At 68.1% G+C, this 23,696-nt stretch carries 21 protein-coding genes; 12 read left to right on the forward strand and 9 right to left on the reverse strand.

What is annotated here, in order from left to right:
- Window positions 1-234: 234 nt before the first annotated feature.
- The 3 genes from PVZ72_RS01250 (at window position 235) to PVZ72_RS01260 (ending at window position 4,273) form a co-directional block, all read left to right on the forward strand.
- Window positions 235-1,569 (forward strand): CitMHS family transporter, encoded by a 1,335-nt coding sequence (locus PVZ72_RS01250; protein WP_273861008.1) that lies wholly within the window; start codon window positions 235-237, stop codon window positions 1,567-1,569.
- Between the two features lie 116 nt (window positions 1,570-1,685).
- Window positions 1,686-2,438 (forward strand): TerC family protein, encoded by a 753-nt coding sequence (locus PVZ72_RS01255; protein ID WP_133860176.1) that lies wholly within the window; start codon window positions 1,686-1,688, stop codon window positions 2,436-2,438.
- 164 nt (window positions 2,439-2,602) lie between these two features.
- Window positions 2,603-4,273 (forward strand): Na/Pi cotransporter family protein, encoded by a 1,671-nt coding sequence (locus PVZ72_RS01260; protein WP_027600470.1) that lies wholly within the window; start codon window positions 2,603-2,605, stop codon window positions 4,271-4,273.
- A 293-nt stretch (window positions 4,274-4,566) separates the two neighbouring features.
- Here the strand turns inward: PVZ72_RS01260 and ampC are convergent, their stop codons facing one another.
- Window positions 4,567-5,721 carry a class C beta-lactamase gene (ampC, locus tag PVZ72_RS01265; protein ID WP_273861009.1) on the reverse strand — a complete coding sequence of 385 codons (1,155 nt, stop codon included), beginning with the start codon at window positions 5,719-5,721 and terminating at the stop codon, window positions 4,567-4,569.
- A gap of 171 nt (window positions 5,722-5,892) precedes the next feature.
- On the opposite strand from ampC, the gene PVZ72_RS01270 reads away from it, so the two are divergent.
- Window positions 5,893-6,795: a D-hexose-6-phosphate mutarotase gene (locus tag PVZ72_RS01270; RefSeq protein ID WP_273861011.1), complete on the forward strand. Its 903-nt coding sequence runs from the start codon at window positions 5,893-5,895 to the stop codon at window positions 6,793-6,795.
- A gap of 338 nt (window positions 6,796-7,133) precedes the next feature.
- Here the strand turns inward: PVZ72_RS01270 and PVZ72_RS01275 are convergent, their stop codons facing one another.
- Together PVZ72_RS01275 and PVZ72_RS01280 are read right to left on the reverse strand one after the other, a co-directional pair.
- Window positions 7,134-8,117: an asparaginase gene (locus PVZ72_RS01275; RefSeq protein WP_187980723.1), complete on the reverse strand. Its 984-nt coding sequence runs from the start codon at window positions 8,115-8,117 to the stop codon at window positions 7,134-7,136.
- An 87-nt stretch (window positions 8,118-8,204) separates the two neighbouring features.
- Complete coding sequence (locus PVZ72_RS01280; RefSeq protein ID WP_158890251.1) at window positions 8,205-9,659, reverse strand: alanine/glycine:cation symporter family protein; 1,455 nt, start codon at window positions 9,657-9,659, stop codon at window positions 8,205-8,207.
- A gap of 271 nt (window positions 9,660-9,930) precedes the next feature.
- On the opposite strand from PVZ72_RS01280, the gene PVZ72_RS01285 reads away from it, so the two are divergent.
- Window positions 9,931-10,719, forward strand: a complete 789-nt coding sequence (locus PVZ72_RS01285; RefSeq protein ID WP_273861012.1) for a helix-turn-helix domain-containing protein — start codon at window positions 9,931-9,933, stop codon at window positions 10,717-10,719.
- Here PVZ72_RS01285 and PVZ72_RS01290 read toward each other — a convergent pair.
- The 6 genes from PVZ72_RS01290 to aspA all read right to left on the reverse strand — a co-directional run bounded on the left by PVZ72_RS01290 (window position 10,716) and on the right by aspA (window position 17,276).
- On the reverse strand, window positions 10,716-11,921 hold the full coding sequence (locus PVZ72_RS01290; RefSeq protein WP_273861013.1) for a GGDEF domain-containing protein: 1,206 nt from the start codon (window positions 11,919-11,921) through the stop codon (window positions 10,716-10,718). The genes PVZ72_RS01285 and PVZ72_RS01290 overlap by 4 nt on opposite strands.
- A gap of 144 nt (window positions 11,922-12,065) precedes the next feature.
- Window positions 12,066-13,166: a polyamine ABC transporter substrate-binding protein gene (locus tag PVZ72_RS01295; RefSeq protein ID WP_273861014.1), complete on the reverse strand. Its 1,101-nt coding sequence runs from the start codon at window positions 13,164-13,166 to the stop codon at window positions 12,066-12,068.
- 23 nt (window positions 13,167-13,189) lie between these two features.
- On the reverse strand, window positions 13,190-14,221 hold the full coding sequence (locus PVZ72_RS01300) for a histone deacetylase family protein (protein ID WP_273861015.1): 1,032 nt from the start codon (window positions 14,219-14,221) through the stop codon (window positions 13,190-13,192).
- A 114-nt stretch (window positions 14,222-14,335) separates the two neighbouring features.
- On the reverse strand, window positions 14,336-14,695 hold the full coding sequence (locus PVZ72_RS01305; protein WP_133860166.1) for a cupin domain-containing protein: 360 nt from the start codon (window positions 14,693-14,695) through the stop codon (window positions 14,336-14,338).
- 46 nt (window positions 14,696-14,741) lie between these two features.
- Window positions 14,742-15,743 (reverse strand): AraC family transcriptional regulator, encoded by a 1,002-nt coding sequence (locus tag PVZ72_RS01310; protein WP_273861016.1) that lies wholly within the window; start codon window positions 15,741-15,743, stop codon window positions 14,742-14,744.
- Window positions 15,744-15,842: 99 nt separating this feature from the next.
- Window positions 15,843-17,276 (reverse strand): aspartate ammonia-lyase, encoded by a 1,434-nt coding sequence (aspA, locus tag PVZ72_RS01315; RefSeq protein WP_133860164.1) that lies wholly within the window; start codon window positions 17,274-17,276, stop codon window positions 15,843-15,845.
- Between the two features lie 154 nt (window positions 17,277-17,430).
- Between aspA and PVZ72_RS01320 the strand changes: the two genes are divergently transcribed.
- From PVZ72_RS01320 to PVZ72_RS01350, 7 genes are all read left to right on the forward strand, one after another.
- Window positions 17,431-18,336: a LysR substrate-binding domain-containing protein gene (locus PVZ72_RS01320; protein ID WP_187980717.1), complete on the forward strand. Its 906-nt coding sequence runs from the start codon at window positions 17,431-17,433 to the stop codon at window positions 18,334-18,336.
- 106 nt (window positions 18,337-18,442) lie between these two features.
- A complete protein-coding gene (locus tag PVZ72_RS01325) occupies window positions 18,443-19,381 on the forward strand; it encodes a 4-hydroxyproline epimerase (protein ID WP_273861017.1) in 939 nt (312 codons plus the stop codon).
- A complete protein-coding gene (locus PVZ72_RS01330; RefSeq protein WP_273861018.1) occupies window positions 19,378-20,493 on the forward strand; it encodes an NAD(P)/FAD-dependent oxidoreductase in 1,116 nt (371 codons plus the stop codon). Before PVZ72_RS01325 ends, PVZ72_RS01330 begins: the two co-directional genes overlap by 4 nt.
- Entirely contained in the window at window positions 20,487-20,723 is a 237-nt protein-coding gene (locus tag PVZ72_RS01335) for a (2Fe-2S)-binding protein (protein ID WP_027600458.1), read from the forward strand. The genes PVZ72_RS01330 and PVZ72_RS01335 overlap by 7 nt, the downstream gene beginning before the upstream one ends.
- Window positions 20,720-21,955: an NAD(P)/FAD-dependent oxidoreductase gene (locus tag PVZ72_RS01340; protein WP_273861019.1), complete on the forward strand. Its 1,236-nt coding sequence runs from the start codon at window positions 20,720-20,722 to the stop codon at window positions 21,953-21,955. Before PVZ72_RS01335 ends, PVZ72_RS01340 begins: the two co-directional genes overlap by 4 nt.
- Window positions 21,952-22,743, forward strand: a complete 792-nt coding sequence (locus PVZ72_RS01345; protein ID WP_133860158.1) for an AraC family transcriptional regulator — start codon at window positions 21,952-21,954, stop codon at window positions 22,741-22,743. The genes PVZ72_RS01340 and PVZ72_RS01345 overlap by 4 nt, the downstream gene beginning before the upstream one ends.
- Window positions 22,740-23,660 (forward strand): dihydrodipicolinate synthase family protein, encoded by a 921-nt coding sequence (locus PVZ72_RS01350; RefSeq protein WP_241807486.1) that lies wholly within the window; start codon window positions 22,740-22,742, stop codon window positions 23,658-23,660. The genes PVZ72_RS01345 and PVZ72_RS01350 overlap by 4 nt, the downstream gene beginning before the upstream one ends.
- The last annotated feature ends 36 nt before the right edge of the window (window positions 23,661-23,696 follow it).

Genomic DNA, 23,696 nt, shown 5'->3' on the forward strand with positions numbered 1-23,696 from the left:
AACATCCACCTTTCGCCACGCAAGGCTGGCGAAAGGTTGACCTCTTAGGATCCGCTCAAGACCCGCCCCCGTGAGCGGGCGACGTGCCTACAAAAATAACCAGGATTCTTGCCATGTCGTATCTGTCCTTCCAGGCGTCCTCGCGCGCCCGTCTCCCCTGGATTTTCGCCCTCTCCGCGCCGCTGCGCCGCGGCTGAACCCTCCTTCTCTTCGCGAAAATCCAGAGGTATTCCCATGCTGACTTTCCTCGGCTTCGCCATGGTCATGACCTTCATGTACCTGATCATGACCAAGCGCCTGTCTCCGCTGATCGCCCTGACCATGGTGCCGATCGCCTTCGCCGTGCTGGCCTGGGCGCTGTCCAGCGAATTCGCCAGCCTCGGCAGCGTCAAGCTCGACGCCCTCGGCCCGATGATGCTCGACGGCATCCGCAAGCTGGCGCCCACCGGCGTGATGCTGCTGTTCGCGATCCTCTACTTCGCCGTGATGATCGACACCGGCCTGTTCGACCCGGCGGTGCGCTGGATCCTCAAGCTGGTCAAGGGCGATCCGCTCAAGGTGGCCATGGGCACCGTCTTCCTGACCCTGGTGGTCTCCCTGGACGGTGACGGCTCGACCACCTACATGATCTGCGTGGCGGCCATGTTCCCGCTGTACAAGCGCCTGGGCATGAATCCGCTGATCATGACCTGCCTGATGCTGCTCTCCAGTGGCGTGATGAACCTGACCCCCTGGGGCGGTCCGACCGCCCGCGCCGCCAGTGCCCTGCACGTGGACCCGGCCGACGTCTTCGTGCCCATGATCGCGCCCATGCTGCTGGCCATCGCCTGGCTGTTCTTCCTGGCCTACCTCTATGGCCGCAGCGAGCGCGCGCGCCTGGGCATCCTGCAGATCGGCGAGACCGAAGGCGCCGACGTCACCGTCTCCCAGTGCGCCGAGGCCCGCCGCCCGCACCTGCGCTGGTTCAACGGCCTGCTGACCCTGGCGCTGATGGCCGCGCTGGTCGTCGGCATCCTGCCGATGCCGGTGCTGTTCATGATCGCCTTCGGCATCGCCATGACCGTCAACTACCGCTGCCTGAACATGCAGAAGCAGCGCATCGCCGCCCATGCCGAAAACGTCCTGGCGGTGGTCTCGCTGATCTTCGCCGCGGGCATCTTCACCGGCATCCTCTCGGGTACCGGCATGGTCGACGCCATGTCCAAGGGCCTGCTGGCGGTGATCCCGGACGCCCTGGGTCCGTACATGGCGGTGATCACCGCCCTGGTCAGCCTGCCGTTCACCTTCTTCATCTCCAACGACGCCTTCTACTTCGGCGTGCTGCCGGTGCTGGCCGAGGCCGCCGCGGCCTATGGCATCAGTCCGGTGGAGATCGCCCGGGCCTCCATCGTCGGTCAGCCCGTGCACCTGCTCAGCCCCCTGGTGCCCTCGACCTACCTGCTGGTGGGCCTGGCCAAGGTGGAGTTCGGCGACCACCAGCGCTTCACCCTGAAATGGGCGACCGTGACCTGCATGTTCCTGCTGGGCGGTGCTTTGTTACTGGGTGTGTTTCCGCTGTACAGCCGCTAGAGTTTTACCATTTGTACGACTAGCCTTGCCGGCTGTTCGAAAATGGCGCGTCGCCTGACGCGCCTTTTCCATTGGAGCGCGCGCCCGAGCGCGTCTCAGCTAAAAGAGGATTTGCAATGGACTGGCTGACCAACCCGGAAATCTGGGTCGCCTTCTTTACCCTGACGGCCCTGGAAATCGTTCTGGGCATCGACAACATCATCATGATCTCCATCCTGGTCAGCCGCATGCCCAAGCACATGCAGGCGCGGACCCGTTTCTTCGGTCTGGCCCTGGCCATGGTCACCCGCATCCTGCTGCTGCTGTCCATCACCTGGGTGATGCGCCTCACCGCCGACCTGTTCTTCGTCTTCGGCCAGGGCATCTCCGGGCGTGACCTCATCCTCTTCTTCGGCGGCCTGTTCCTGCTGTGGAAGAGCAGTGCCGAGATCTACGAAGGCCTGGAAGGCGAAGACGAGCACGACGAGGACGCCCCCCAGAAGAAGGGTGGCGGCTTCATCGGCACCATCATCCAGATCGCCATCATCGACATCGTCTTCTCGCTGGACTCGGTGATCACCGCGGTGGGCATGGTCAGCCACGTGCCGGTGATGGTCGCGGCGATCATCGTCGCGGTGCTGGTGATGATGCTGGCGGCCGGCGCCATCAGCAATTTCATCGACAAGCACCCGAGCCTGAAGATGCTGGCGCTGTCGTTCCTGATCGTGGTCGGTACCGTGCTCATCGCCGAAGCCTTCGAAGTCCATGTGCCCAAGGGCTACGTCTACTTCGCCATGGCCTTCTCGCTGGCGGTGGAAGCCATCAACATCCGCCTGCGCGGCAAGGCCAAGGCGCGCGAAGCGGTCAAGCTGCGCAAGGAGCAGATCTGATCGCGGGGGCGGAACCGACCCGGCTCTCCGCCGCCTAAACCAGCAAGTCCCCACGAGCCCGAAGGTGCCCTGCCTTCGGGCTCGTGCGTCTGTGCAGAACGGTCATTACGATTTTGTGACAAGCTCGCCAGGAGCTCTTGGACACGCGCCGGGAGGGCGCCACGATGCTGACACTGCTCAATCTGCTATCCGCCGTTGCCCTGCTGGTATGGGGCACCCATATCGTGCGCACCGGTATCCTGCGGGTATACGGCGCCAGCCTGCGCCGGGTGCTCAGCCGCAGCATGCAGCGCATGCCGCTGGCCTTTCTTTCCGGCATCGCCGTCACCGCCCTGGTGCAGAGCAGCAACGCCACCGCGCTGCTGGTGACTTCCTTTGTCGCCCAGGGCCTGGTGCCGCTGACCCCGGCGCTGGCCATCATGCTCGGCGCCGACGTGGGCACCGCGCTGATGGCGCGGGTGCTGACCTTCGACCTGTCCTGGCTGTCGCCGCTGCTGATCTTTCTCGGCGTGGTGTTCTTTCTCGGCCGCAAGCAGACCCGCGCCGGCCAGCTCGGCCGGGTCGCCATCGGCCTGGGGCTGATCATCCTGGCGCTGCAGCTGATCGTCGAGGCGGCCTCGCCCATGACCCATGCGGCCGGGGTCAAGGTGCTGTTCTCTTCACTGACCGGTGACCAGTTGCTCGACGCCCTGACCGGCGCGGTCTTCGCCATGGTCTCCTATTCCAGCCTGGCGGCGGTGCTGCTGACCGCCACCCTGGCCGGCTCCGGGGTCATCTCGCTCAAGGTGGCGCTGTGCCTGGTGGTGGGGGCCAACCTGGGCAGCGGCGTGCTGGCGCTGATGGGCGCGGCCAAGCAGGGCGTGGAGGCGCGGCGGGTGGCGGTGGGCAGCCTGCTGTTCAAGCTCGCGGGCTGCATCCTGGTGCTGCCCTGGATCGGCCTGCTGGCCGACTGGCTGCAGGGCTACGACTTCAACGACGCCGAGGTGGTGATCGGTTTCCACGTCGCCTACAACCTGGTGCGCTGCCTGCTGTTCCTGCCGCTGACCGGGCCCCTGGCGCGCTTCTGCACCGCCATGCTGCCGGCCAAGGACAGCGCCGAGACCATCCTGCGGCCGCGCCACCTGGACACCGCCGCCCTGGATACCCCGGCCCTGGCGCTGACCAATGCGTCCCGCGAGCTCCTGCGCATGGGCGATGTCATCGAGCAGATGCTGCAGCACCTGCTGGTGCTGATCAATGCCGGCGACAAGCAGCTGGCCCGCGAGGTGCGCCGTCTCGACGACGATGTCGACGCCCTCTACACGGCGATCAAGCTGTACCTGGCGCGCATGCCGCGCGACGACCTGGACGAGCGCGACAGCCGGCGCTGGGCGGAGACCATCGAACTGGCGATCAACCTGGAGCAGGCCGGCGATCTGATCGAGCGCATGGCCAGCGACGTCGACAGCAAGAAGATCGCCGCCCGGCGCTCGTTCTCGGCTTCCGGGGTGGACGAACTCTCTGCCTTGCACCGGCTGCTGGTCGACAGCCTCAAGCTGTGCCTGTCGGTCTATCTTTCCGGCGACCTGGACGCAGCGCGCCGCCTGCGTCGGCTCAAGCAGCGCTTCCGCCTGCTGGAGCGGCGCTATGCCCATGCCCATGTCGAGCGGCTGCACCAGCAGGTGGTGGAGAGCTTCGAGACCAGCTCCCTGCACCTGGGCCTGCTCAGCGACATGCGCCGGGTCAATTCGCTGTTCTGCAGCATCGCCCACGGCGTGCTGGAGGCGGCCGATGCCGGCTACGCCACCGAGCACGAGCTGCCGGTGGAGGGGCGCGAGGAGTCGGGTGGGGCTTGAGGTCGCGGTTTGACGTGCGGGTTCGTGGATGAGGCTGCGCCGTCATCCACGCTACTGATCTGATCTTGTCATCGCCAATGAAGTTGAGCGCCACTTCGGATGGCCCCCGCTCCCCTGGGGAGAGGGCTGGGGTGAGGGCGCCCCCCTGCTGCGAACTCCCAGTGGAAAAGGCTGTGCCGTCATCCACGCTACGGGGTTCGAGTTGATCGCGGCCATGGCGGTCCGCCGATGCGGCCGCTCCTACAGGGTGTGATGCTTCTGTAGGAGCGGCCCATGGCCGCGATTGGGGTACCTCATTGCGCCCGACTATCGAGCTGCTGCAGGATCCGCCAGGCCGTCTCGATCCGCGCGGCATTCGGGTAGTTGCGGTTGGCCAGGATCACCAGGCCGAGCTGGCGCTCGGGGATGAACAGCGCATAGGCGCCAAAGCCGTTGGTGGAGCCGGTCTTGTTCAACAGCCGGGCGCCGCTCGCCGGCCGTGGCGGGTGCTGCCAGTCCAGCGGTTGCGGCTGCAGGGCCATCGCCGGGGTGTTGCCGGCCAGCAGCTGGGTCTTGGGCAGCGGATAGGCGTAGGCCTCCCAGGCCAGACCCTGGGTCATGGGGCCGCTGCGATAGTAGCCCTGCTGGGTGGCGTCGAGCGCCTTGGCCAGGGGCGCCGGCAACCGGCCGGGATGCAGATTCGCCTCGACGAAGGCGAGCAGATCGCCCGCGGTGGTCTTGATGCCATAGGCCTCTTCGGCATAGGCGCCCGGATTGACCCGCAGCGGCTGGTCGTTCCTGCCATGGCCCCAGGCGTAGTGGGCCTGCTCGGCCGCCGGCACCTGCAGATAGGTATGGCCGAGGCCGAGGGGCTTGAGCACGTGCCGCTGCAAGGCCGTGGCGAAGGGCTCGTCGAGCCGCTGGGCCGCCAGGGCGCCGAACAGGCCGATGCTGGGATTGGAGTAGAGGCGGTGGCTGCCGGCGGGGAAGGGCGGCTGGAAGGCGCGGTAGAAGGCCGTCGTCTGATCGTCGCGGGTGACGCTGTCGGGAAATTGCAGCGGCAGGCCGCCGGCGCTGTAGGTGGCCAGCTGCAGCAGGCTGGCCTGGCCGATGGCGCTGCCGGCCAGAGCCGGGCGGACCTGAGCGGCGGACTCGTCCAGCCGCAGGCGACCGGTCGCTGCCGCGTAGCCACCCAGGGCGGCGCTGTAGGTCTTGCTCAGGGAGCCGATCTCGAACAGGGTGGCCGCGTCCACCGCCTGGCCACTGCGGCGATCGGCGGTGCCGAAGTAGTAGAGCCGGCGCAGGCCCGGGGCCGTGACACCCACGGCCAGGCCCGGAATGTCCTGCTCGGCCATCACCGCGCGGGCGGCGGCGCGGATCTCGTCGTCGAGGGGATTGGCGGCGTTGGCCAGGAGCGGCAGGGTCAGGCCCAGGCCGAGCAGCAGGGAAAGACGCGGGAAAGCCGACATGCGGGAGCCATTCCTGAGGAGGAGAGGCCAGGAGTCTAGCCGAGCGTTGCTGCTCAGGTATGAGACGCGGCCATCGTTGGAAGATTTTGCCGCCGGCGCTGTCCATGGCTGGCTGGAGCCCGATCCTCGACTGGACTACAGTCGCCTCTCACCTTTTCCAGGAGTCATCCCATGTCCGCTGCCCCCCTCGTCGAACAGATCCAACTGGGCCAATTGCCCGTCTGGCGCATCCGCGTCGGCCAGGCCGAAGCCCTGGTGGCCTGCCAGGGCGCCCATGTGCTGCGCTACGGCTTCGACGGCGAGCCGGACATCGTCTGGGGCAATCCGGAAGCCGTGTTCGAGCCCGGTACCCCGATCCGTGGCGGCATCCCGGTCTGCTGGCCCTGGTTCGGCGACCTGCTGAAGAATCCGGCCGCGGTCCAGGCCATGTGCACCACCACTGCGGACGCCCCGGCCCACGGCCTGGCGCGCCAGGTCGCCTGGCAGGCCGGCGGCGTCGAGGTGGACACCGATCGGGTGCGCCTGGACTTCCACCACCGCACCTCCGCCGAGACCACCCCGGGCTGGCCCCATGCCACCGAGCTGACCCTCAGCCTAAGTGTGGGCGAACGCCTGGAGCTGACCCTGAGCGTGCGCAATCTGGAAGATCACCCGCTGGTGCTGAGCCAGGCGCTGCACACCTATTTCGCCGTGAGCGACGTCCGTGAGGTGGGCATCGAAGGCCTGGCCAACGCCGACTACTACGACTGCCTGGACGGCTGGACCCGCAAGCGGCAGAACGGCGAGCCGACCATCACCGCCGAGACCGACCGGGTCTATGTCGGCCTGCCGGCACGCCTGGCGATCCGCGATCCCCAGTGGCAGCGCCGGCTGTTCGTGGAGACCCGCAACAGCCATTCGGCGGTGCTGTGGAATCCCTGGATCGACAAGGCCGCGCGCCTGAGCCAGTTCGCCAACGACGCCTGGACCGGCATGCTCTGCATCGAGACCGCCCGGGTGATGGACGACGTCCTCACCGTGGCGCCGGGCGCCTCGGCCGAGATGGCGGTGAGCCTGTGGCGCGAGGCGCTGTAGGGGCTGCTCAGGCGTCCGGGCTTGCCCTCACCCCGGCCCTCTCCCGGAGGGAGAGGGGGGGCTCAGGGGAGAGTTTGGTGCGTTAGGACTTGGGGCGCTCAGGGGAGTTTGATGCGCAGGACTTGGGGCTGTCAGGCTTCAAGCGCACCCTCACCCTGGCCCTCTCCCAGAGGGAGAGGGGAGGCTCCGATAGGCTTTGGCGTGTTGGATATTGGAGCGTGCGCAGGACTCACTCCTGGTTTGGCAGAGTCACTGCCTTGCTGCGGCGTCTACCCAAACGCCCCCTCTCCCCCTAGGAGAGGCCCGGGGTGAGGGAGCCGCCGGCACCTAGCCGAAGATCACAACTCCTCGCACAGATTCCGCCCGATCCACTCGGCCACGGCCGCGCGCTCCAGGCCGCAGCCGAGCAGGCTGTGCAGCTTGCCCAGGGCGGCTTCACGAGTCATGCCGCGGCCGGAGATCACCCCGGCATCGGCCAGGCCGCTGCCGGCGGCGTAGGTACCCAACTCCACCGTCCCGCGAGCGCCCTGGCTGAGGGCGACCACGGGGACGCCGGCAGCGCGCCATTCGGCGAGGGCGGCGAGGAAGTCGGCGTCATCCGCCGGACCCGTGCCGCTGCCATAGCACTCCAGCACCAGCCCCTGCACCCCACTGCCCGCCAGACCGCGCAGGGTGGCACCGTCGATCCCCGGAAACAGCGGCAGCACCGCTACCCGCGCTGGCTGACGCGGTTGGTCGAAGCGTAAGGCGGCCGGCGTGGCCACCAGGGTGTCACCGCTGCGCGGCCGGGCGCTTTCCACGAAGGCCTTCCAGCCGCTGCTGGCCTGCTTGGTGCAGCGCGCCGCCGGCAGGCGTTCGCCATGGAATTGCACCTGCACCCCCGGCATCAGTCCGCTGGCGAAGGCGGCGAAGCTGTCGGCCAGGTTGCCGTCGGCATCGCTGTCCGGCACGCCGGCCGGCAGCATGGAGCCGGTCAGCAGCACCGGAATGGCCAGGCCCAGCAGCCGGAAGGCCAGGGCGGCGGCGCTGTAGGCCAGGGTGTCGGTGCCGTGCAGCACCAGCACGCCGCGGCAGGCGGGGTCGGTGGCTGCCGCCAGGATCGCCTGGGCCATGCGCTCCCAGGCGGCGGGGGTCATGTTGGCGCTGTCGATCAGCGGCAGCAGCTCCTGCAGCCGCCAGGCCGGATTGTCCAGCTCCGGACGGCTGGCCAACAGGGCGTCGATGCGCGCCTCGAAACCAGCGGCGGGGGCCAGGCCGGCGGCGGTCGCCTGCATGCCGATGGTGCCGCCGGTGTAGAGGATGTGCAGGTAGGGTGAGCTCATGAGGGACTTCCTGATAGGACTGCCCCCACACGGGGTGGGGGCAGGAAAGCGGTCGCGGTCCGGGTCAGCGCGACCCGGTGGCGGCGGTCAGTGCGCCTGGCGCGGCTGGGCGGCGCGGGCTTCGGCGACGGTCTCTTCCAGACGCTCCAGCGCCGGCCAGGCCTGGCGATCCAGGTCCAGGTCGCGGAACTGGTCGGCATCGAACACCGGCTGATCCACCCCGGCACGGCGCTGGGCGTCGTAGTCGTTGAGGATGCGCATGCCGACCTTGATCAGCATGGCCAGGGCGATCAGGTTGACGAAGGCCAGGCAGGTCATGGTGATGTCGGCGAAGGCGAACACCGTGGTCAGGTTCTGCATCGAGCCCCAGCAGATCAGCACCAGCACCAGGCCGCGATAGCCGAGCAGCACGGCCTTGCCGCGGCCGAGCAGGTAGCGCAGGCCGTTCTCGCCCAGGTAGATGTTGTAGAGGATGCAGGTGAAGACGAACAGCGACAGGGCGACGCTGATGAAGATGCGGCCCCAGTCACCGACCACCGCGGCCAGGGAGTTCTGGGTCAGGACGATGCCGTCACCTTCGAAGCCCGGGGTGTAGAAACCCGAGAGCAGGATCAGCAGCGCGGTACAGGTGCAGATGACGAAGGTGTCGAGAAAGACGCTGAAGGCCTGCACCACGCCCTGGGCGGCCGGGTGCTTGACCGCGGCCACCGCGGCGACGTTGGGTGCGGCGCCCAGGCCGGCTTCGTTGGCGAAGACGCCACGCTTGACGCCCATGGTGATGGCGGCGCCGAGCAGACCGGCAAAGGCCGGCTCCAGGCCGAAGGCGCTCTTGACGATGGTCAGCAGGGTGCCGGGGACCAGGTCGATCTGGGTGATGATCACATAGAGGGTGACGGCGATGTAGGCCAGAGTCTTGACCGGCACCAGGATGTCGGAGACCGCGGCGATGCGCTTGATGCCGCCGATGAACACCAGGCCCAGCAGGATGGCCAGGGCGATCCCGGTGTACTGCACCGGCAGGCCGAAGGCGTTTTCCAGCGAGTGGGTCACGGTGAAGGACTGCAGGCCGACGAAGGCGAAGCCGTAGGTCACCAGCAACAGGCCCGAGAAGATCAGGGCCATCCAGCGCTTGTTGAGGCCGTGCTGGATGTAATAGGCCGGACCACCGATGTAGAGGCCGTCGCCGTCGGCGCGCTTGTAGACCTGCGCCAGGGTGCACTCGAAGAAGCTGCTGGCCATGCCGACCAGGGCGGTCACCCACATCCAGAACACCGCACCGGGGCCACCCAGGGTCACGGCCAGGCCCACACCGGCGATGTTGCCGGCACCGACGCGACCGGCCAGGCTGAGCATCAGCGCCTGGAAGGAACTCAGGCCGTCACCGCTGTTGCGCAGGGAATCCTTGAAGACGGTGAACATGTGCGGGAAATGGCGCACCTGCACGAATCGCGAGCGCAGGGTGAAATAGCTGCCCAGGCCGACGATCAGCACGATGAGCACATGGCCGGACAGGAAGTCGTTGAGCATTTCTAGGTAGTGCATGAAGAATCCTCGAGCATGCTAGTGATGCTCCAAGGCCGGCTCGCAAGCCTTGGGGCTATTATTGTGGAATATCCCGCCAGGGCCTGCTCCCGGCATGGGGAGACGACGGCAACAGGCTCTGGAACGGGTCGGTCCGGGTGGAACGGGCAGTAAGACGGACCGGGCGCCTAGATTCGGCTATCCCACCGGCGTGAACAATTCCGCGCCTCGCTTCAAAATGGCGCGACTTGATGCTAGTTTTCTGGCCGTCTGTCAAGCTCGGGCCGGATTCATGAGCGACTTTTCCGCCAATTTGCAGCTGCTCTGCCAGCGCCACCGCTCGATTGCCGCCGTCTGTCGCGCCGTCGGCATCAACCGTGCCCAGTTCAATCGTTACCTCAACGGGCAGAGCCGTCCGTCGCCTTACAACCTGCAGCGCCTGGCGGAGTTCTTCGGGCTGCCGGTGGGCGATCTGCAGCTGCCGCAGCGGCAATTCGCGGCGCGCATGGGCGCGCCGGTTGGTCAGGAGACGGGCTGGGCGGGGCAGGCCCTGGCCCTGTTCGGCGAGCGTCAGGAAGGCCTGGCGCGCTACCAGGGCTATTACCACGAATACTATCCGTCGCTGTCCACGCCGGGTGTGGTGCTCTGCGGACTGGTCTGGCTGTTCGCGGAAGCGGGCGTCTTCCGCTACGTGCGTTTCGAGCGCCTGCGCCGGCGCGACGAAGCCACCAGCCAGGCGCGCTTTCGCTACCTGGGCCTGGCCATGAGCCTGGAAAGCCGGCTGTTCTTTACCGACTACGAATCCCTCACCGGCAACGAGTTGTCGCAGACGGTGCTGCTGCCCAGCGCGCGCAACCGCATCGATCGCCTGAACGGACTCAAGCTCGGCGTCAGCGCCTCCGACCGGCGCGAGCCGGCCTGCACCCGGGTGGTCTGGGAGTACCTCGGCACGCGGCCACCTCGGGGTCGGGCCTATGCCCGCATCGGCCTCTACGACTGGCAGGACCCTGGTCTGGACGAGGATCTGCGCCAGCGCCTGGCCAGCGTGGCCCTGGTCGATCGGGTCTATCGCCTGGGCTAGAGGGGTTCCTCGATCGCTGGGTGGCAGCGATCGCAGTCTTCGAGGATGGCGCGGTCGCGCCCGGCCTGCTTGGCCCAGTAGAGCTGGCGATCGGCGGCTTCGATGAAGGTTTCGGCGCAGTCGTGATCCGGCCGGGCGCAGGCGCCGCCGATACTCACCGTCACGCGCGGACCGGCATGGGGCCCGAGATGGGGGATCTCCAGGCGCCTTACCGCGTCTAGCAGGCGCTGTGCCAGCTTGCCGGCATCCTCCTCGCGCGAAGGCGTGCAGAGGATGGCGAATTCCTCGCCGCCGTAGCGGGCCAGGCAGTCACCGGCGCGCAACTCGTCGGCCAGGGCGGTGGCGACCTGTTGCAGGCAGCGATCGCCGGCCGGATGCCCGTAGCGATCGTTGAAGGCCTTGAAGTGATCGACGTCGATCATCAGCAGGAGCAGCGGGCGGGGCGGGGGATGAGCCAGGGCGTTGGCCAGGGCCTGCATCAGCGCCCGGCGATTGGCCACGCCGGTCAGGGGGTCGGTGGCGGACTGCTGTGCCAGGAAGCGATTGGATGCGGTCAGTTCTTCGTTGCGCAGGCGGTCGCGCAGGATCAGCAGATAGCCCTGACGACGCGCGCGCTCCATCCAGAAGTTGTTGAGCAGGGTGAAGCTCGCGGTGGCGAACGCCAGGGTCATGACCAGCGACGCCTCCAGGGCAGGCAGGGCGTGCATCTGGGTGGCCAGGCCGATGGCCAGCAGGGCGACCAGGCTGTGTACCGCCGCCTGGCGCAGGGGCGGGGCGATGCAGCTGTTGGTGAAGAGGGTCATCAACGGCATGGTGGCCAGCCAGAGGGCGCGATGCGCGGCATCGGTGGCCTCGACGTCCAGCAGCGGCGGCGCATAGGCCAGCAGACAGGGCAGGATACCCACCCATTCGCGTGCCGGATGCTCGGCTGGCATCAGCCTGAGCGCCAGCAAGACCAGACCGCCGCCAACCACCACCAGTGCGCTGAGCAGGCTGATGAGCCAGAAGGCATTGGTCGTCAGGATCCAGTCCCAGATCGAGAAGCTGGCATAGGCCAGGATGGCCACGGTCAGGCTGATGCGCAGGTGCCGCCGGCGCGAACGGGCGATGTCGCGCTGATAATGCCGTTCCAATACCGGTTCGAAGCGCAGGGCCCAGAAAGGGCGAGCCAGCGCTCGGGCGAGGGCGAGACTGAGGGACATGGATGCCGTACCTGGCGGGAAAATCCGAGGATCACTTCAGCACAATAAGTCCCTTAGCACGATAGAGGGTTCCCGGACGCGGGAATGTAACCGCCGAATGGTAGCCATTGGCTACCATTCGGAAGGCCGTAAACGCCGCGGTCGCTAGTTGCCGGCCTTGATGCGACTCCAGGCGCGCGTCCGCACCCGCTCGATGGGCTGCGGCAGCGGTTGCACCACATAGAGCTTCTTGAGCATGTCCGGAGTGGGCACCAAGTCGTGGTTGTCGCGGATGGCGGCGGTCACCAGCGGCATGCCCGGCTTGTTGGCGTTGGGGTAGCCGAGATAGTCGCTGATCCCGGCGATCACCTTGGGTTCGAGCAGGTAATTGATGAAGGCATGGGCCTGGTCGACGTTGGCGGCGCTGGCCGGAATGGCCCAGGTGTCGAACCAGATGGGCGCGCCCTCGCGCGGCAGGCGCCAGTCCACCACCACGCCGTTGCCGGCTTCCTTGGCCCGGTTGCCGAACTGATAGAAGCTGCCCGAATAGCCCACCGCCACGCAGATGTCGCCGTTGGCGATATCGGTCATGTACTTGGTGGAATTGAAGTAGGCCATGTAGGAGCGGATCTTCAGCATCAGCGCCGTGGCCTTCTCGTAGTCCTTGGCGTTGGCGCTGTTGGGGTCCAGGCCCAGGTAGTGCAGCACCACCGGCAGGATGTCCGAGGGCGAGTCCAGCATGGCCACGCCACAGCTCTTGAGCTTGGCCATGTTCTCCGGCTTGAACACCAGGTCCCAGCTGTCCACCGGTGCGTCCGCCCCCAGCACCGCCTTGACCTTGGCCGGGTTGAAGCCGATGAGGATGGTGCCGTACATGTAGGGCACGCCGTACTGGTTGCCCGGGTCGTTGACCTCCAGCAGCTTGAGCAACTCCGGATCGAGATTCTGCCAGTTGGGTAGCTTGCGCTTGTCCAGCTTCTGGAAGACCCCGGCCTTGATCTGGGTTTCCAGGAACTGGTTGGAGGGAATCACCAGGTCATAGCCGGAGCGCCCGGTGAGCAGCTTGGCCTCCAGCGACTCGTTGCTGTCGAAGGTGTCCCAGGTGACGCGGATGCCGGTCTGCTTGGCGAAGTCCTTGGGCGTCTCGGGCAGGATGTAGTCGGCCCAGTTGTAGACCCGCAGTTCGCCGGGATCGGCGGCCTGGACGGCGGTGGCGAGCAGGGCGCCACCGAGCAGGGTGGTGAGCGGACGCAGGAGGCTGTGCATGGTCGGATTCCTCGCGATAGGGATCAGGCGCCGTCGAAGGCGGCCAGGACGTTCACCGTGTTGATGCCGATCTCCGCCACGGCGTAACCGCCCTCCATGACGAACAGGGTCGGCAGGCCGAGCCGCGCCAGGCGTTCGCCCAGGCGCAGGTAGTCGTCGCTCTCCAGCCTGAACTGGGAAATGGGATCGGCCTTGAAGGTATCCACGCCCAGGGAGACCAGCAGCAGGTCCGGGGCATAGTCCTGCACGCGCGTCAGCGCTGTTTCCAGGGAGGCGCTCCAGCTGTCCCAGGCGCTGCCGGCGGGCAGCGGCAGATTGAGGTTGAAGCCCTGGCCCGCGCCGCTGCCGGTCTCGTCGGCATAGCCGAGGAAGAAGGGGAATTCAAAACCCGGATCGCCGTGCAGCGAGAGGAACAGCACATCGTCGCGCGCATAGAAGATGTCCTGGGTGCCGTTGCCGTGGTGGTAGTCGACATCGAGGATTGCCACCCGCCGGGCGCCGCCATCGAGGGCGGCCTGGGCGGCGATGGCGGCGTTGTTCAGATAGCAGTAGCCGCCCATGACATCGGCCGCGGCGTGGTGGCCCGGCGGACGGCAGAGAGCGAAGGCGCTGCGCGCGCCCGCGGCGACCTCGGCCCCGGCACTCAGGGCCACCTGGGCGGCGCTGTAGGCGGCCTGCCAGGTGCCGGCGGTGATGGGCGCGCCGCCGTCGAAGCTGTAGTAACCGAGGCGTCCGTGCAGGCTGGTGGGCGGCAGCACCTGGCGCAGGGTACGCGCCGGCCAGGTATAGGGCAGCAGGTCCACGGTCTCGCCGCGGGCCGCCCATTCGTCCCAGGCGCCGGCGAGAAAGTCGAGATAGGCCGTGCTATGGACGCGTGCCAGCGGCGTCCGGCCGAAGTCCCTCGGCGCCACCACCTCGCCGAGCTGCCGGCGGTGACACTCGGCGAGGATGAATTCGACGCGCTGGGGTTTTTCGAAACAGGGCTGCAACTGGCCGTCGATCAATTCGCAGCGACCGTGGTGCAGGGCGTGATCGGGACTGTGGTGGATGCGCATGGCGACTCCGGGCGGCGGGCTCTCCCCTGATTCTTGCCAGCCCGGCGACCCGCGACGAGAGGCGCAGCGGCCAAAAGGGGATAGATCCGGCCAGATTGCGCCCGGCGTCGACCATCAACCGCCCTTGGCTTCGTAGACCACGAAGCGCTTCAGGGTCGGCTCCAGCACCTCCCAGGTACCCTGGAAGCCGCGCGGCACGACGAAGCTGCTGCCGGGACCGAGCCGGGTGGCGTGGCCCTGGTCATCGGTGACCAGACTCACCCCTTCGAGGATCTGGCAGTACTCCTCCTCGGTGTAGTTCACCCGCCAGGCGCCCACCTCGCTGTGCCAGTGGCCAACGGCGAAGACACCGCTGCCATCCTCGTAGTCGAGCCAGAGGCTCTGCAGTGGATCGCCGGCCAGCAACTTCTCCGCCGGCAGGCGGTATTGCTGGGTGGGTTGGCCGCGCGCTTCGAGCAGTTTCAGCGAGGGCATGAAAAATCCTCCTTGGGGACGGGAAGCGCTCAGCATACGCCGGCCGCTAGAGCCGATACCCCCGCGGCGATTGTCCGCTCCAGCGGCGGAAGGCATGGCGGAAGCTGGCGGTTTCGCTGAAGCCCATCACCTCGGCGATGCGATAGATGGGCAGCCGCTCCTGGGCCAGCAGGTCGCGCGCCCGTTCGAAGCGCAACTCGTCGAGCAGTTGCTGATAGCCGCTGCCGCCCGCCTGCAGATGGCGGCGCAGGCTGCGCGGGGCCATGCCGAGGTGGCCGGCCAGGGCCGCGAAGGAGGGCGGGGCCGCCAGGTCGGCGCCCAGCAGGGTGCGGATGCGGGCGAGCAGGGCGCGCTGGCGATCCTGCTCGGGGGCCAGGCGACCGCACTGCTCCAGGGCGTCGCGATGGGTCACCGGATCGGCCAGGGGCAGCCCGCGCTCAAGCCAGGCAGCGGGAAAGGCCAGGCCGTTATAGGGCGCGTTGAAGGCCAGGGGTGTGGCGCCGAAGCAGTCGCCATAGCGCGCGCGATAGGCCGGCTCGGCGTGCCGAAAGGCCACCTGCACCAACGGCAGGGGCGTACCGAGGAGGTCGCAGCAGATCGCCAGCAGCGAGGCCAGGCAGCACTCGGCGTTGCAGCGCTCCAGTTCCGGCGCGAAGGGATGGTCGTCGGCCCTGAGCCAGGCCAGCTCGCCGTGGCGCTCCAGGCGCAGGGTGAAATAGGCGCCCAGCAGCCCCTGGTGGGCCAGGGCCGCCTGCAACGCGGCGCCCAGGGTCGGGGCGCTGAGCAGGGCATAGCCGAGCAGTCCGTAGCCGGAGACGCGCAGCCGCCAGCCCAGCAGCAGCCCCAGTTCGGGCGGGGCGACCGGCAGGGCGTTGGCGATGACCCGCTGTTCCTGGGCCAGGGTGATGAGTCGATGGGGCTGTTCGAGATCGTCCAGCCGCAGGCCGCTGCCGGCCAGCAGCGGCGCCGCCCGGGCGGGCGTGTCGGCCGCCAGTTGCTGGAGCACCAGGGACACCAGGTTGAGATTGATCAGACCGGACTGACGCATGGGCAAACTCCCCGGGGCGGTGGCAGCCTTCCAGGCAAGAAGGATACCGCGCCCGCGGGGAGTTGCCGTCGGTTACCGCTCAGGTCTGGCGTGCGGGACTCAGACCTTGGCCTTCAGCGGTACGAGCCGCGGGGCGATCATGTTTTCCGGGCGCAGGATGTCGTCCAGGGTCGCCTCGTCCAGCAGATTTTCCTCGCGCACCAGCTCCAGCACGCCGCGACCGGTTTCCAGCGCCGTCTTGGCGATGCGGGTGGAGGTCTCGTAGCCCAGGTAGGGATTGAGCGCGGTGACCAGGCCGATGGAGTGCTCCACCTGACGGCGGCAGTGCTCGACGTTGGCGGTGATGCCGGTGATGCAGTGCTCGCGCAGCATGTCCATGGCGCGCTGCAGCAGGCGGATGGAGTCGAAGATCTTGTAGGCGATCAGCGGCTCCATGACGTTGAGCTGCAGCTGGCCGCCCTCGGCCGCCAGGGTCAGCGCCAGGTCGTTGCCGATGATCTCGAAGGCCACCTGGTTGACCGCCTCGGGGATCACCGGATTGACCTTGCCCGGCATGATCGAGCTGCCCGGCTGACGCGGCGGCAGGTTGATCTCGTTGATGCCGGTGCGCGGACCGCTGGAGAGCAGGCGCAGGTCGTTGCAGATCTTCGACAGCTTCACCGCGGTGCGCTTGAGCATGCCGGAGAACAGCACGAAGGCGCCCATGTCCGAGGTGGCTTCGATCAGGTCGGCGGCGGGCTTGAGCGGCTGGCCGCTGATGTCCGCCAGGCGCTGCACGGCCAGCAGCTGGTAGCCGGGGTCGGCGTTGATGCCGGTGCCGATGGCGGTACCGCCCAGGTTGACCTCGGTGAGCAGCTCCGGCGCCAGGGTCTTGAGGCGCGCCAGGTCTTCGCCCAGGGTGGTGGCGAAGGCATGGAATTCCTGGCCGAGGGTCATGGGCACCGCGTCCTGCAGCTGGGTGCGACCCATCTTCAGCACCTCGGCGAATTCCACGCCCTTGGCGGCGAAGGCGGTGATCAGGCTGTCCAGGCTGGCGAGCAGGGCGTCATGGCCGAGCAACAGACCCAGGCGGATGGCGGTGGGGTAGGCGTCGTTGGTCGACTGCGCCATGTTGACGTCGTTGTTCGGGTGGAGATGGCGATACTCGCCCTTGGCGTGGCCGAGCAGCTCCAGGGCGACGTTGGCGATCACCTCGTTGGCGTTCATGTTGGTCGAGGTGCCGGCCCCGCCCTGGATCATGTCCACCACGAACTGATCGTGGAATTCGCCGCGAATGATGCGCGAGCAGGCATCAACGATCGCCTGGTGCTTTTCGGTCGGCAGGTGGCCGAGCCGGTGGTTGGCGTCCGCCGCCGCCTGCTTGACCATGGCCAGGGCCACCACCAGCTTGGGGTAGTGACCGAGGGGCACGCCGGAGAGGCGGAAGTTCTGCACGGCGCGCAGGGTCTGGATGCCGTAGTAGGCATCGGCGGGGACGTCGAGGGTACCGAGAAGATCTTTTTCGAGGCGGACGGATGATGCAGAGTCGGACATGATAGCGTTGGGCTTCGATCGAGCGGCAGGCGCCGCGATGCTTTAGAATCTAGGCCTGCCAGCCGATCGCCGCCAATGCCGATCCGCCAAGCCTCATGCCGGATCGGCATAACTCTGGTTGTGACCTCGCGAGAGCAGACGACGTATGGGTGCCATGAACATCGAATTCAAATGGCTGGAAGACTTCGTGGCCCTGGCGGCCACCCACAGTTTTTCCCAGGCCGCCGAAAAGCGTTTCGTCACCCAGCCCGCCTTCAGCCGGCGCATCCGCGCGCTGGAGGAAAGCGTCGGCCTGACCCTGGTGGACCGATCCCATACTCCGATCAGCCTTACCGAGGCCGGTCAGCTGTTTCTGGTCACGGCGCGCAGCGTGGTGGAGCAACTGGGCGAGACGGTGCGCCATCTGCATCACCTGGAAGGCGGGCAGGGCGAGGTGCTGCAATTCGCTGCCGCCCACTCCCTGGCCCTGGGCTTCTTTCCGCAGTGGATCGCCGGGCTGCGTGGCCAGGGCCTGGCGCTGGCCAGCCGGCTGGTGGCCACCAACGTCGGCGACGCCATCCACGCCCTGCGCGACGGCGCCTGTGACCTGATGCTGGCCTTCCACGATCCCGACGCCGCGCTGCAGATGGATCCGGAGCTGTTTCCGTCGCTGCACCTGGCGCATACCGCCATGCTGCCGGTCTGCGCCACCGATGGTGAAGGCCGACCGATGTTCCAGCTGGACGGGCAGAGCAGCGTTCCCCTGCTGGCCTACAGCGCCGGTGCGTTCCTCGGTCGCTCGGTGAATCTGCTCCTGCGCCAGCGCAAGCTGCGCGCCGTCACCCTCTACGAAACCGCCATGGCCGACAGCCTCAAGACCATGGCGCTACAGGGCCTGGGCGTGGCCTGGGTGCCGCAGCTGTCGGTGGCGGCGGAACTGGCCCGCGGCGAACTGGCCGTGTGTGGCGATGCCGCCTGGCAGGTCGGCCTGGAAATCCGCCTCTACCGCTGTGCCCTGTTGCGCAAGCGACTGGTGCAGCAGGTCTGGCGACATCTCGAAAGTCAAAGCCACGGCGGCTGATCGACGGTAGTCAACTATGCTGATATCGGCTTTTGGTTAGCCGACGTCCTGCAAGCCTTTTGCGCCTGTCTGCGCGACACTGGCACCTCTCTCACGGAGGTCAGCCATGCAGCGCATCCGCGTCATCGACTCCCATACCGGCGGCGAACCCACCCGCCTGGTTCTCGATGGTTTTCCCGAGCTCGGCCAGGGCAGCATGGCCGAGCGCCGCACCCTGCTGGCCGGCGAGCATGACGCCTTTCGGCGAGCCTGCATGCGCGAACCGCGCGGCAACGAGGTGCTGGTCGGCGCCCTGCTCTGTGAGCCGGTATCTCCTGCCGCCAGCGCTGGCGTGGTGTTCTTCAACGAGGTCGGCTACCTCGGGATGTGCGGCCACGGCACCATCGGCCTGGTAGTGTCCCTGGCTCATCTCGGCCGGATCGGCCCTGGCGATCACCTGATCGAGACCCCGGTCGGCGATGTCACCGCCACCCTGCATGACGACGGCAGCGTCAGCGTGCGCAACGTCCCGGCCTATCGCCATCGCCAGGCCGTCCAGGTGGAGATTCCCGGCCATGGCCCGGTCAGCGGCGACATCGCCTGGGGTGGCAACTGGTTCTTCCTCTGTGCCGATCACGGCCAGCGCATCGCCGCCGACAACCTCGACGGCCTGCTCACCTTCAGCCTGGCCCTGCGGGGCGCGCTGGAGGCCGCCGGTATCACTGGCGACCAGGGCGGCCATATCGACCATATCGAACTCTTCGCCGAGGATCCGGACGGCGCCGACAGTCGCAGCTATGTGCTCTGCCCGGGGCGTGCCTATGACCGTTCGCCCTGCGGCACCGGCACCAGCGCCAAGCTGGCGTGCCTGGCGGCCGACGGTGACCTGGCGCCCGGAGCCGTCTGGCAGCAGGCCAGTGTCATCGGCAGTCGTTTCGAGGCGCACTATCAGCCCGGCGACGAGGGTCGCATCCTGCCGGTGATCCGCGGCCGCGCCCATGTCATGGCCGAGGCGACCCTGCTGCTGGCCGCCGACGATCCCTTCGCCTGGGGTATCCCGGGGTGAAGTCCGTGGCGGAGGTCCTCGTCGTCGGCGCCGGCATCATCGGCGCCAGCTGCGCCGCGGCCCTGGCCGCGCGCGGCTGCCGGGTGCGGGTGCTGGATGCCGGCCTGCCTGGCGCCTCCGCCGCCGGCATGGGCCACCTGGTGGTGATGGACGACGACCCCGCCGAATTGACCCTGAGCGCGCGCTCCCTGGCGCTCTGGCGTGAGCTGGTGCCCCAGCTGCCGAGCGCCGCCGACTACCGCAACTGCGGCACCCTCTGGCTGGCGCGCGACGCAGCCGAGCTGGATCTGATCGACGCGAAGCGCCAGCGTCTGGACGCCCAGGGCGTCGCCAACCAGCCCTTGAATGCGGCCGCCACCGCCGCTGCCGAGCCGGCGCTGACCACCCTGGCTGGCAGTCTGGAGGTGCCCGGCGATGGCCTGCTCTATGCGCCGGTGGTGGCCGCCTGGCTGCTGCAGCGCTCGCCGCTGATCGAATTCCAGCGTGCCCGGGTGACGGCGGTCGAAAGCCGGCGCGTCCGCCTGGACGACGGTCGCTGGCTGACCGCCGATGCCGTGGTGCTCGCCGCCGGCCTGCAAGCCGCCAGTCTCTGCCCGGACCTGCCGCTGGTGCCCAAGAAGGGCCATCTGCTGATCACCGATCGCTATCCCGAGCAGGTCCGCCACCAGCTGGTGGAGATTGGCTATGGCGCCAGCGCCCACGCCAGCAGCGGTGCCTCGGTGGCTTTCAATGTCCAGCCGCGACCTACCGGGCAACTGCTGATCGGCTCGTCGCGGCAATTCGAGCGTCCGGACATGGCGGTGGAGCCTGCGGTGGTTGGCCAGCTGCTGCGCCGTGCCCTGGACTATCTGCCCGGCCTGACCCATACCTCGCTGATCCGTGGCTGGACCGGCCAGCGCGCCGCCAGTCCCGATGGCCTGCCGCTGATCGGCGCCCATCCCGAACAGCCCGGTCTGTGGCTGGCGGTCGGTCACGAAGGCCTGGGCGTCACTACTGCCCCGGCCACTGCCGAAGCCATCGCCAACGGGCTATTCGGCGAGCCTTCGACGTTCCACGTGGAACCCTTCGCACCGGCGCGTTTCACCACCGTGCCGAGGAGCCAGGCATGTTGACCCTGTTCATCGATGGCGAGCGCCTGGAGATTCGCCCTGGCAGCCTGCTCACCGCCGCGCTGGCCAAGAGCGGCAATCCCGCCGCGCGCCGTTCGGTAGGCGGAGAAGCCCGGGCACCGTTCTGCGGCATGGGCATCTGCCAGGAGTGCCGGGTACAGGTCGACGGCGTACGCCGCCTGGCCTGCCAGACGCCGTGCCAGGACGGCATGCAGGTGGAGCGCCTGTCATGAATAGCGCGAGCTGCGACCTGCTCATCATCGGCGCCGGCCCGGCCGGTCTCGCCGCCGCCCGCGCCGCCAGTGGCCGCGGCCTGAACCTGATACTGCTGGACGACAATCCCTTGCCCGGCGGCCAGATCTGGCGCGCCCGGATGGGCCAGGTCGCCGCCGAAGTCGGTCAGTTGCCGGCGGACGTCACCCTGCTCACCCAGACCCGCGTCGCCGCGGTCCTGGGATCGCACCAGCTGCTGCTGGAAGACGCCCACGGCAGCCGGACCCTGAGTTTCGATACCCTCATCCTCTGCACCGGCGCCCGCGAACTGCTGCTGCCGTTCCCCGGCTGGACCCTGCCTGGGGTGACCGGCGCAGGTGGCCTGCAGGCGCTGATCAAGGGGGGCGTGGAAGTGGCCGCTGAGCGCGTCGTCGTCGCCGGCACCGGTCCGCTGCTGCTGGCCAGCGCCGCTACCGCGCGCCAGGCGGGTGCCCGGGTCGCCCTGGTCGCCGAGCAGGCCGCGCGCCGCGCCCTAGTCGAATTCGGCCTGCAGCTCTGGCGCTGGCCGAACAAGTTGCGCCAGGCGCTGACCCTGGCCACTCCTCGCTATAGCCCCGGCACCTGGGTCGAGGCGGCACTCGGCAGCGAGCGTCTCGAAGCCGTGCGCCTGCGCCAGGGCGACCGTCGTTGGGAGGTCGCCTGCGACCGCCTGGCCTGTGGCTACGGCCTGGTACCCAATGTCGAACTGGCGCAGAGCCTGGGCTGCGCGACCCTGGACGGCGCCGTGGCGGTGGATGACCATCAGCGTACCAGCCAGCCGCACATCCTGGCCGCCGGTGAATGCACCGGCATCGGCGGCAACGAACTGGCCCAGGCCACCGGCCGTATCGCCGGCCTGGTCGCCAGTGACAAGCTCGGCGCCATCGCTGGCGCGCAGACCGAGGCCCGTGCCTGGCGCCGCTTCGCCGCCCAGCTGGCGCGCACCTTCGCCCTGAATCCGGCCATTGCCCGGCTCGCCCAGCCGGATACCCTGGTCTGCCGTTGCGAGGACGTCGCCCTCGGCGCCTTGGTCGGCCACGCCGACTGGACCCAGGCCAAGCTGCGCAGCCGCTGCGGCATGGGTGCCTGCCAGGGCCGCATCTGCGGCCAGGCCACCCGCGTCTTGCTGGGCTGGACGCCGCCGGCGCCGCGCTTTCCCCTGCAACCCACCCGTATCGACAGCCTGCTGGCCCTGACCGAGGACGAGAGATGAATGCCGCCGCCCACCTGGACGCCCTGAGCCGCGCCCGGCCCGCCGACCTGCCTGCGCTGCTGGCCAGCCTGAGTCTAGTGGCGCCGCTGCTCGATGCCATCCCCGGCGTGGTGTTCTTCGTCAAGGACCTGGACGCGCGCTATGTGCTGGTCAACCTGACCCTGGCCCAGCGCTGCGGCTACGAGGACGTCAGCGAATTGCTCGGCAAGACCGCCGAGGAAGTCTTCCCGGCGCCCCTGGGTGGCGCCTACGCCGAACAGGATCGTCGCGTGCTGCGCGAAGGCCTGGCGCTGGATGACCAGCTGGAATTGCACCTCTATGCCGGGCGTACCCCGGGCTGGTGCCTGACCCGCAAGCTGCCGCTGCACGACGCCCAGGGCCAGCTGATGGGCATGGCCGGCATCTCCCACGATCTGCAGGCGCCCGCCGCCGATCATCCGGCCCACGCCAAGGTGGCCGAGGTCGATCGCTATCTGCGCGAGCACTATGCCCAGCCGCTCTCGGTGGGCGAACTGAGTCAGAGAGTCGGCCTGTCGGTCTCCCAGCTCGAACGCCAGTGCAAGCGCATCCTGCGCCTCACGCCCCAGCAGTTGCTGCACAAGGCCCGGCTCGACGCCGCCTCGCGCCTGCTGGCCCGCGATCTGCCCGTCACCGAAGTGGCCCTGGCCTGTGGCTATACCGACCACAGCGCCTTCAGCCGTCAGTTCCGCCGTCTCACCGGCCTGTCGCCCCGGCAATACCGCGACTCTCTCAAGCCCCGTTCCCGTCTGGAGGAAACCCCCGCATGAGCACTCCCCGCGTCAACTGGAGCGGCGTCTTTCCCGCCGTCACCACCCAATTCAACGACGACTTCTCGGTCAACCTGGAAAAGACCCATGGCGTGATCAGCAATCTGGTGCGCGATGGCGTCTCCGGTCTGGTGATGTGCGGCACCGTGGGCGAGAACACCTCCCTGACCCTGGAAGAAAAGATCTCCCTGGTGGAGGTCGCCAAGGACGCTGCCGGCGGTCGCGTGCCGGTGATCTGCGGCGTGGCTGAATTCACCAGCCTCAATGCCACCCGCACCGCCCAGGCGGTAGGGCGCGCCGGCGCCGACGGCATCATGCTCATGCCGGCCCTGGTCTACTCGGCCAAGCCCCACGAGACCGCCGCGCACTTCCGCAGCGTGGCCAGCGCCCTCGACCTGCCGCTGATGGTCTACAACAACCCGCCGATCTACAAGAACGATGTCACCCCGGACATCCTCATCTCCCTGGCCGACGTCGACAACATCGTCTGCTTCAAGGATTCCTCCGGCGATACCCGCCGCTTCATCGACGTGCGCAACGAGGTGGGTGACCGCTTCGTGCTCTTCGCCGGTCTCGACGACGTGGTGCTGGAAAGCATCGCCGTAGGCGCCGAGGGCTGGGTCTCGGGCATGTCCAACATCTTCCCCACCGAAGGCGAAACCATCTTCCGCCTGGCCAAGGCCGGTCGCTTCGCCGACGCCATGCCGCTCTACGAGTGGTTCATGCCGCTGCTGCACCTGGACGCCCGCCCGGACCTGGTGCAGTGCATCAAGCTCTGCGAAGAACTCGCCGGCCGCGGCAGTGCCTTGACCCGTCCGCCCCGCCTGGCCCTGCCCGACACGGACCGCGCCTTCGTCGAACGGCTGATGGCCAAGGCCCTGGAAACCCGCCCGCAACTGCCGGACGTGGGGATCTGAGGCTGGGCTTATCGCGGCTATGGTGGTTCGCCGCTG

It is taken from the genome of Pseudomonas sp. LA5, from assembly GCF_028640825.1.
Classification (GTDB): Bacteria; Pseudomonadota; Gammaproteobacteria; order Pseudomonadales; family Pseudomonadaceae; genus Chryseomonas; species Chryseomonas aestiva.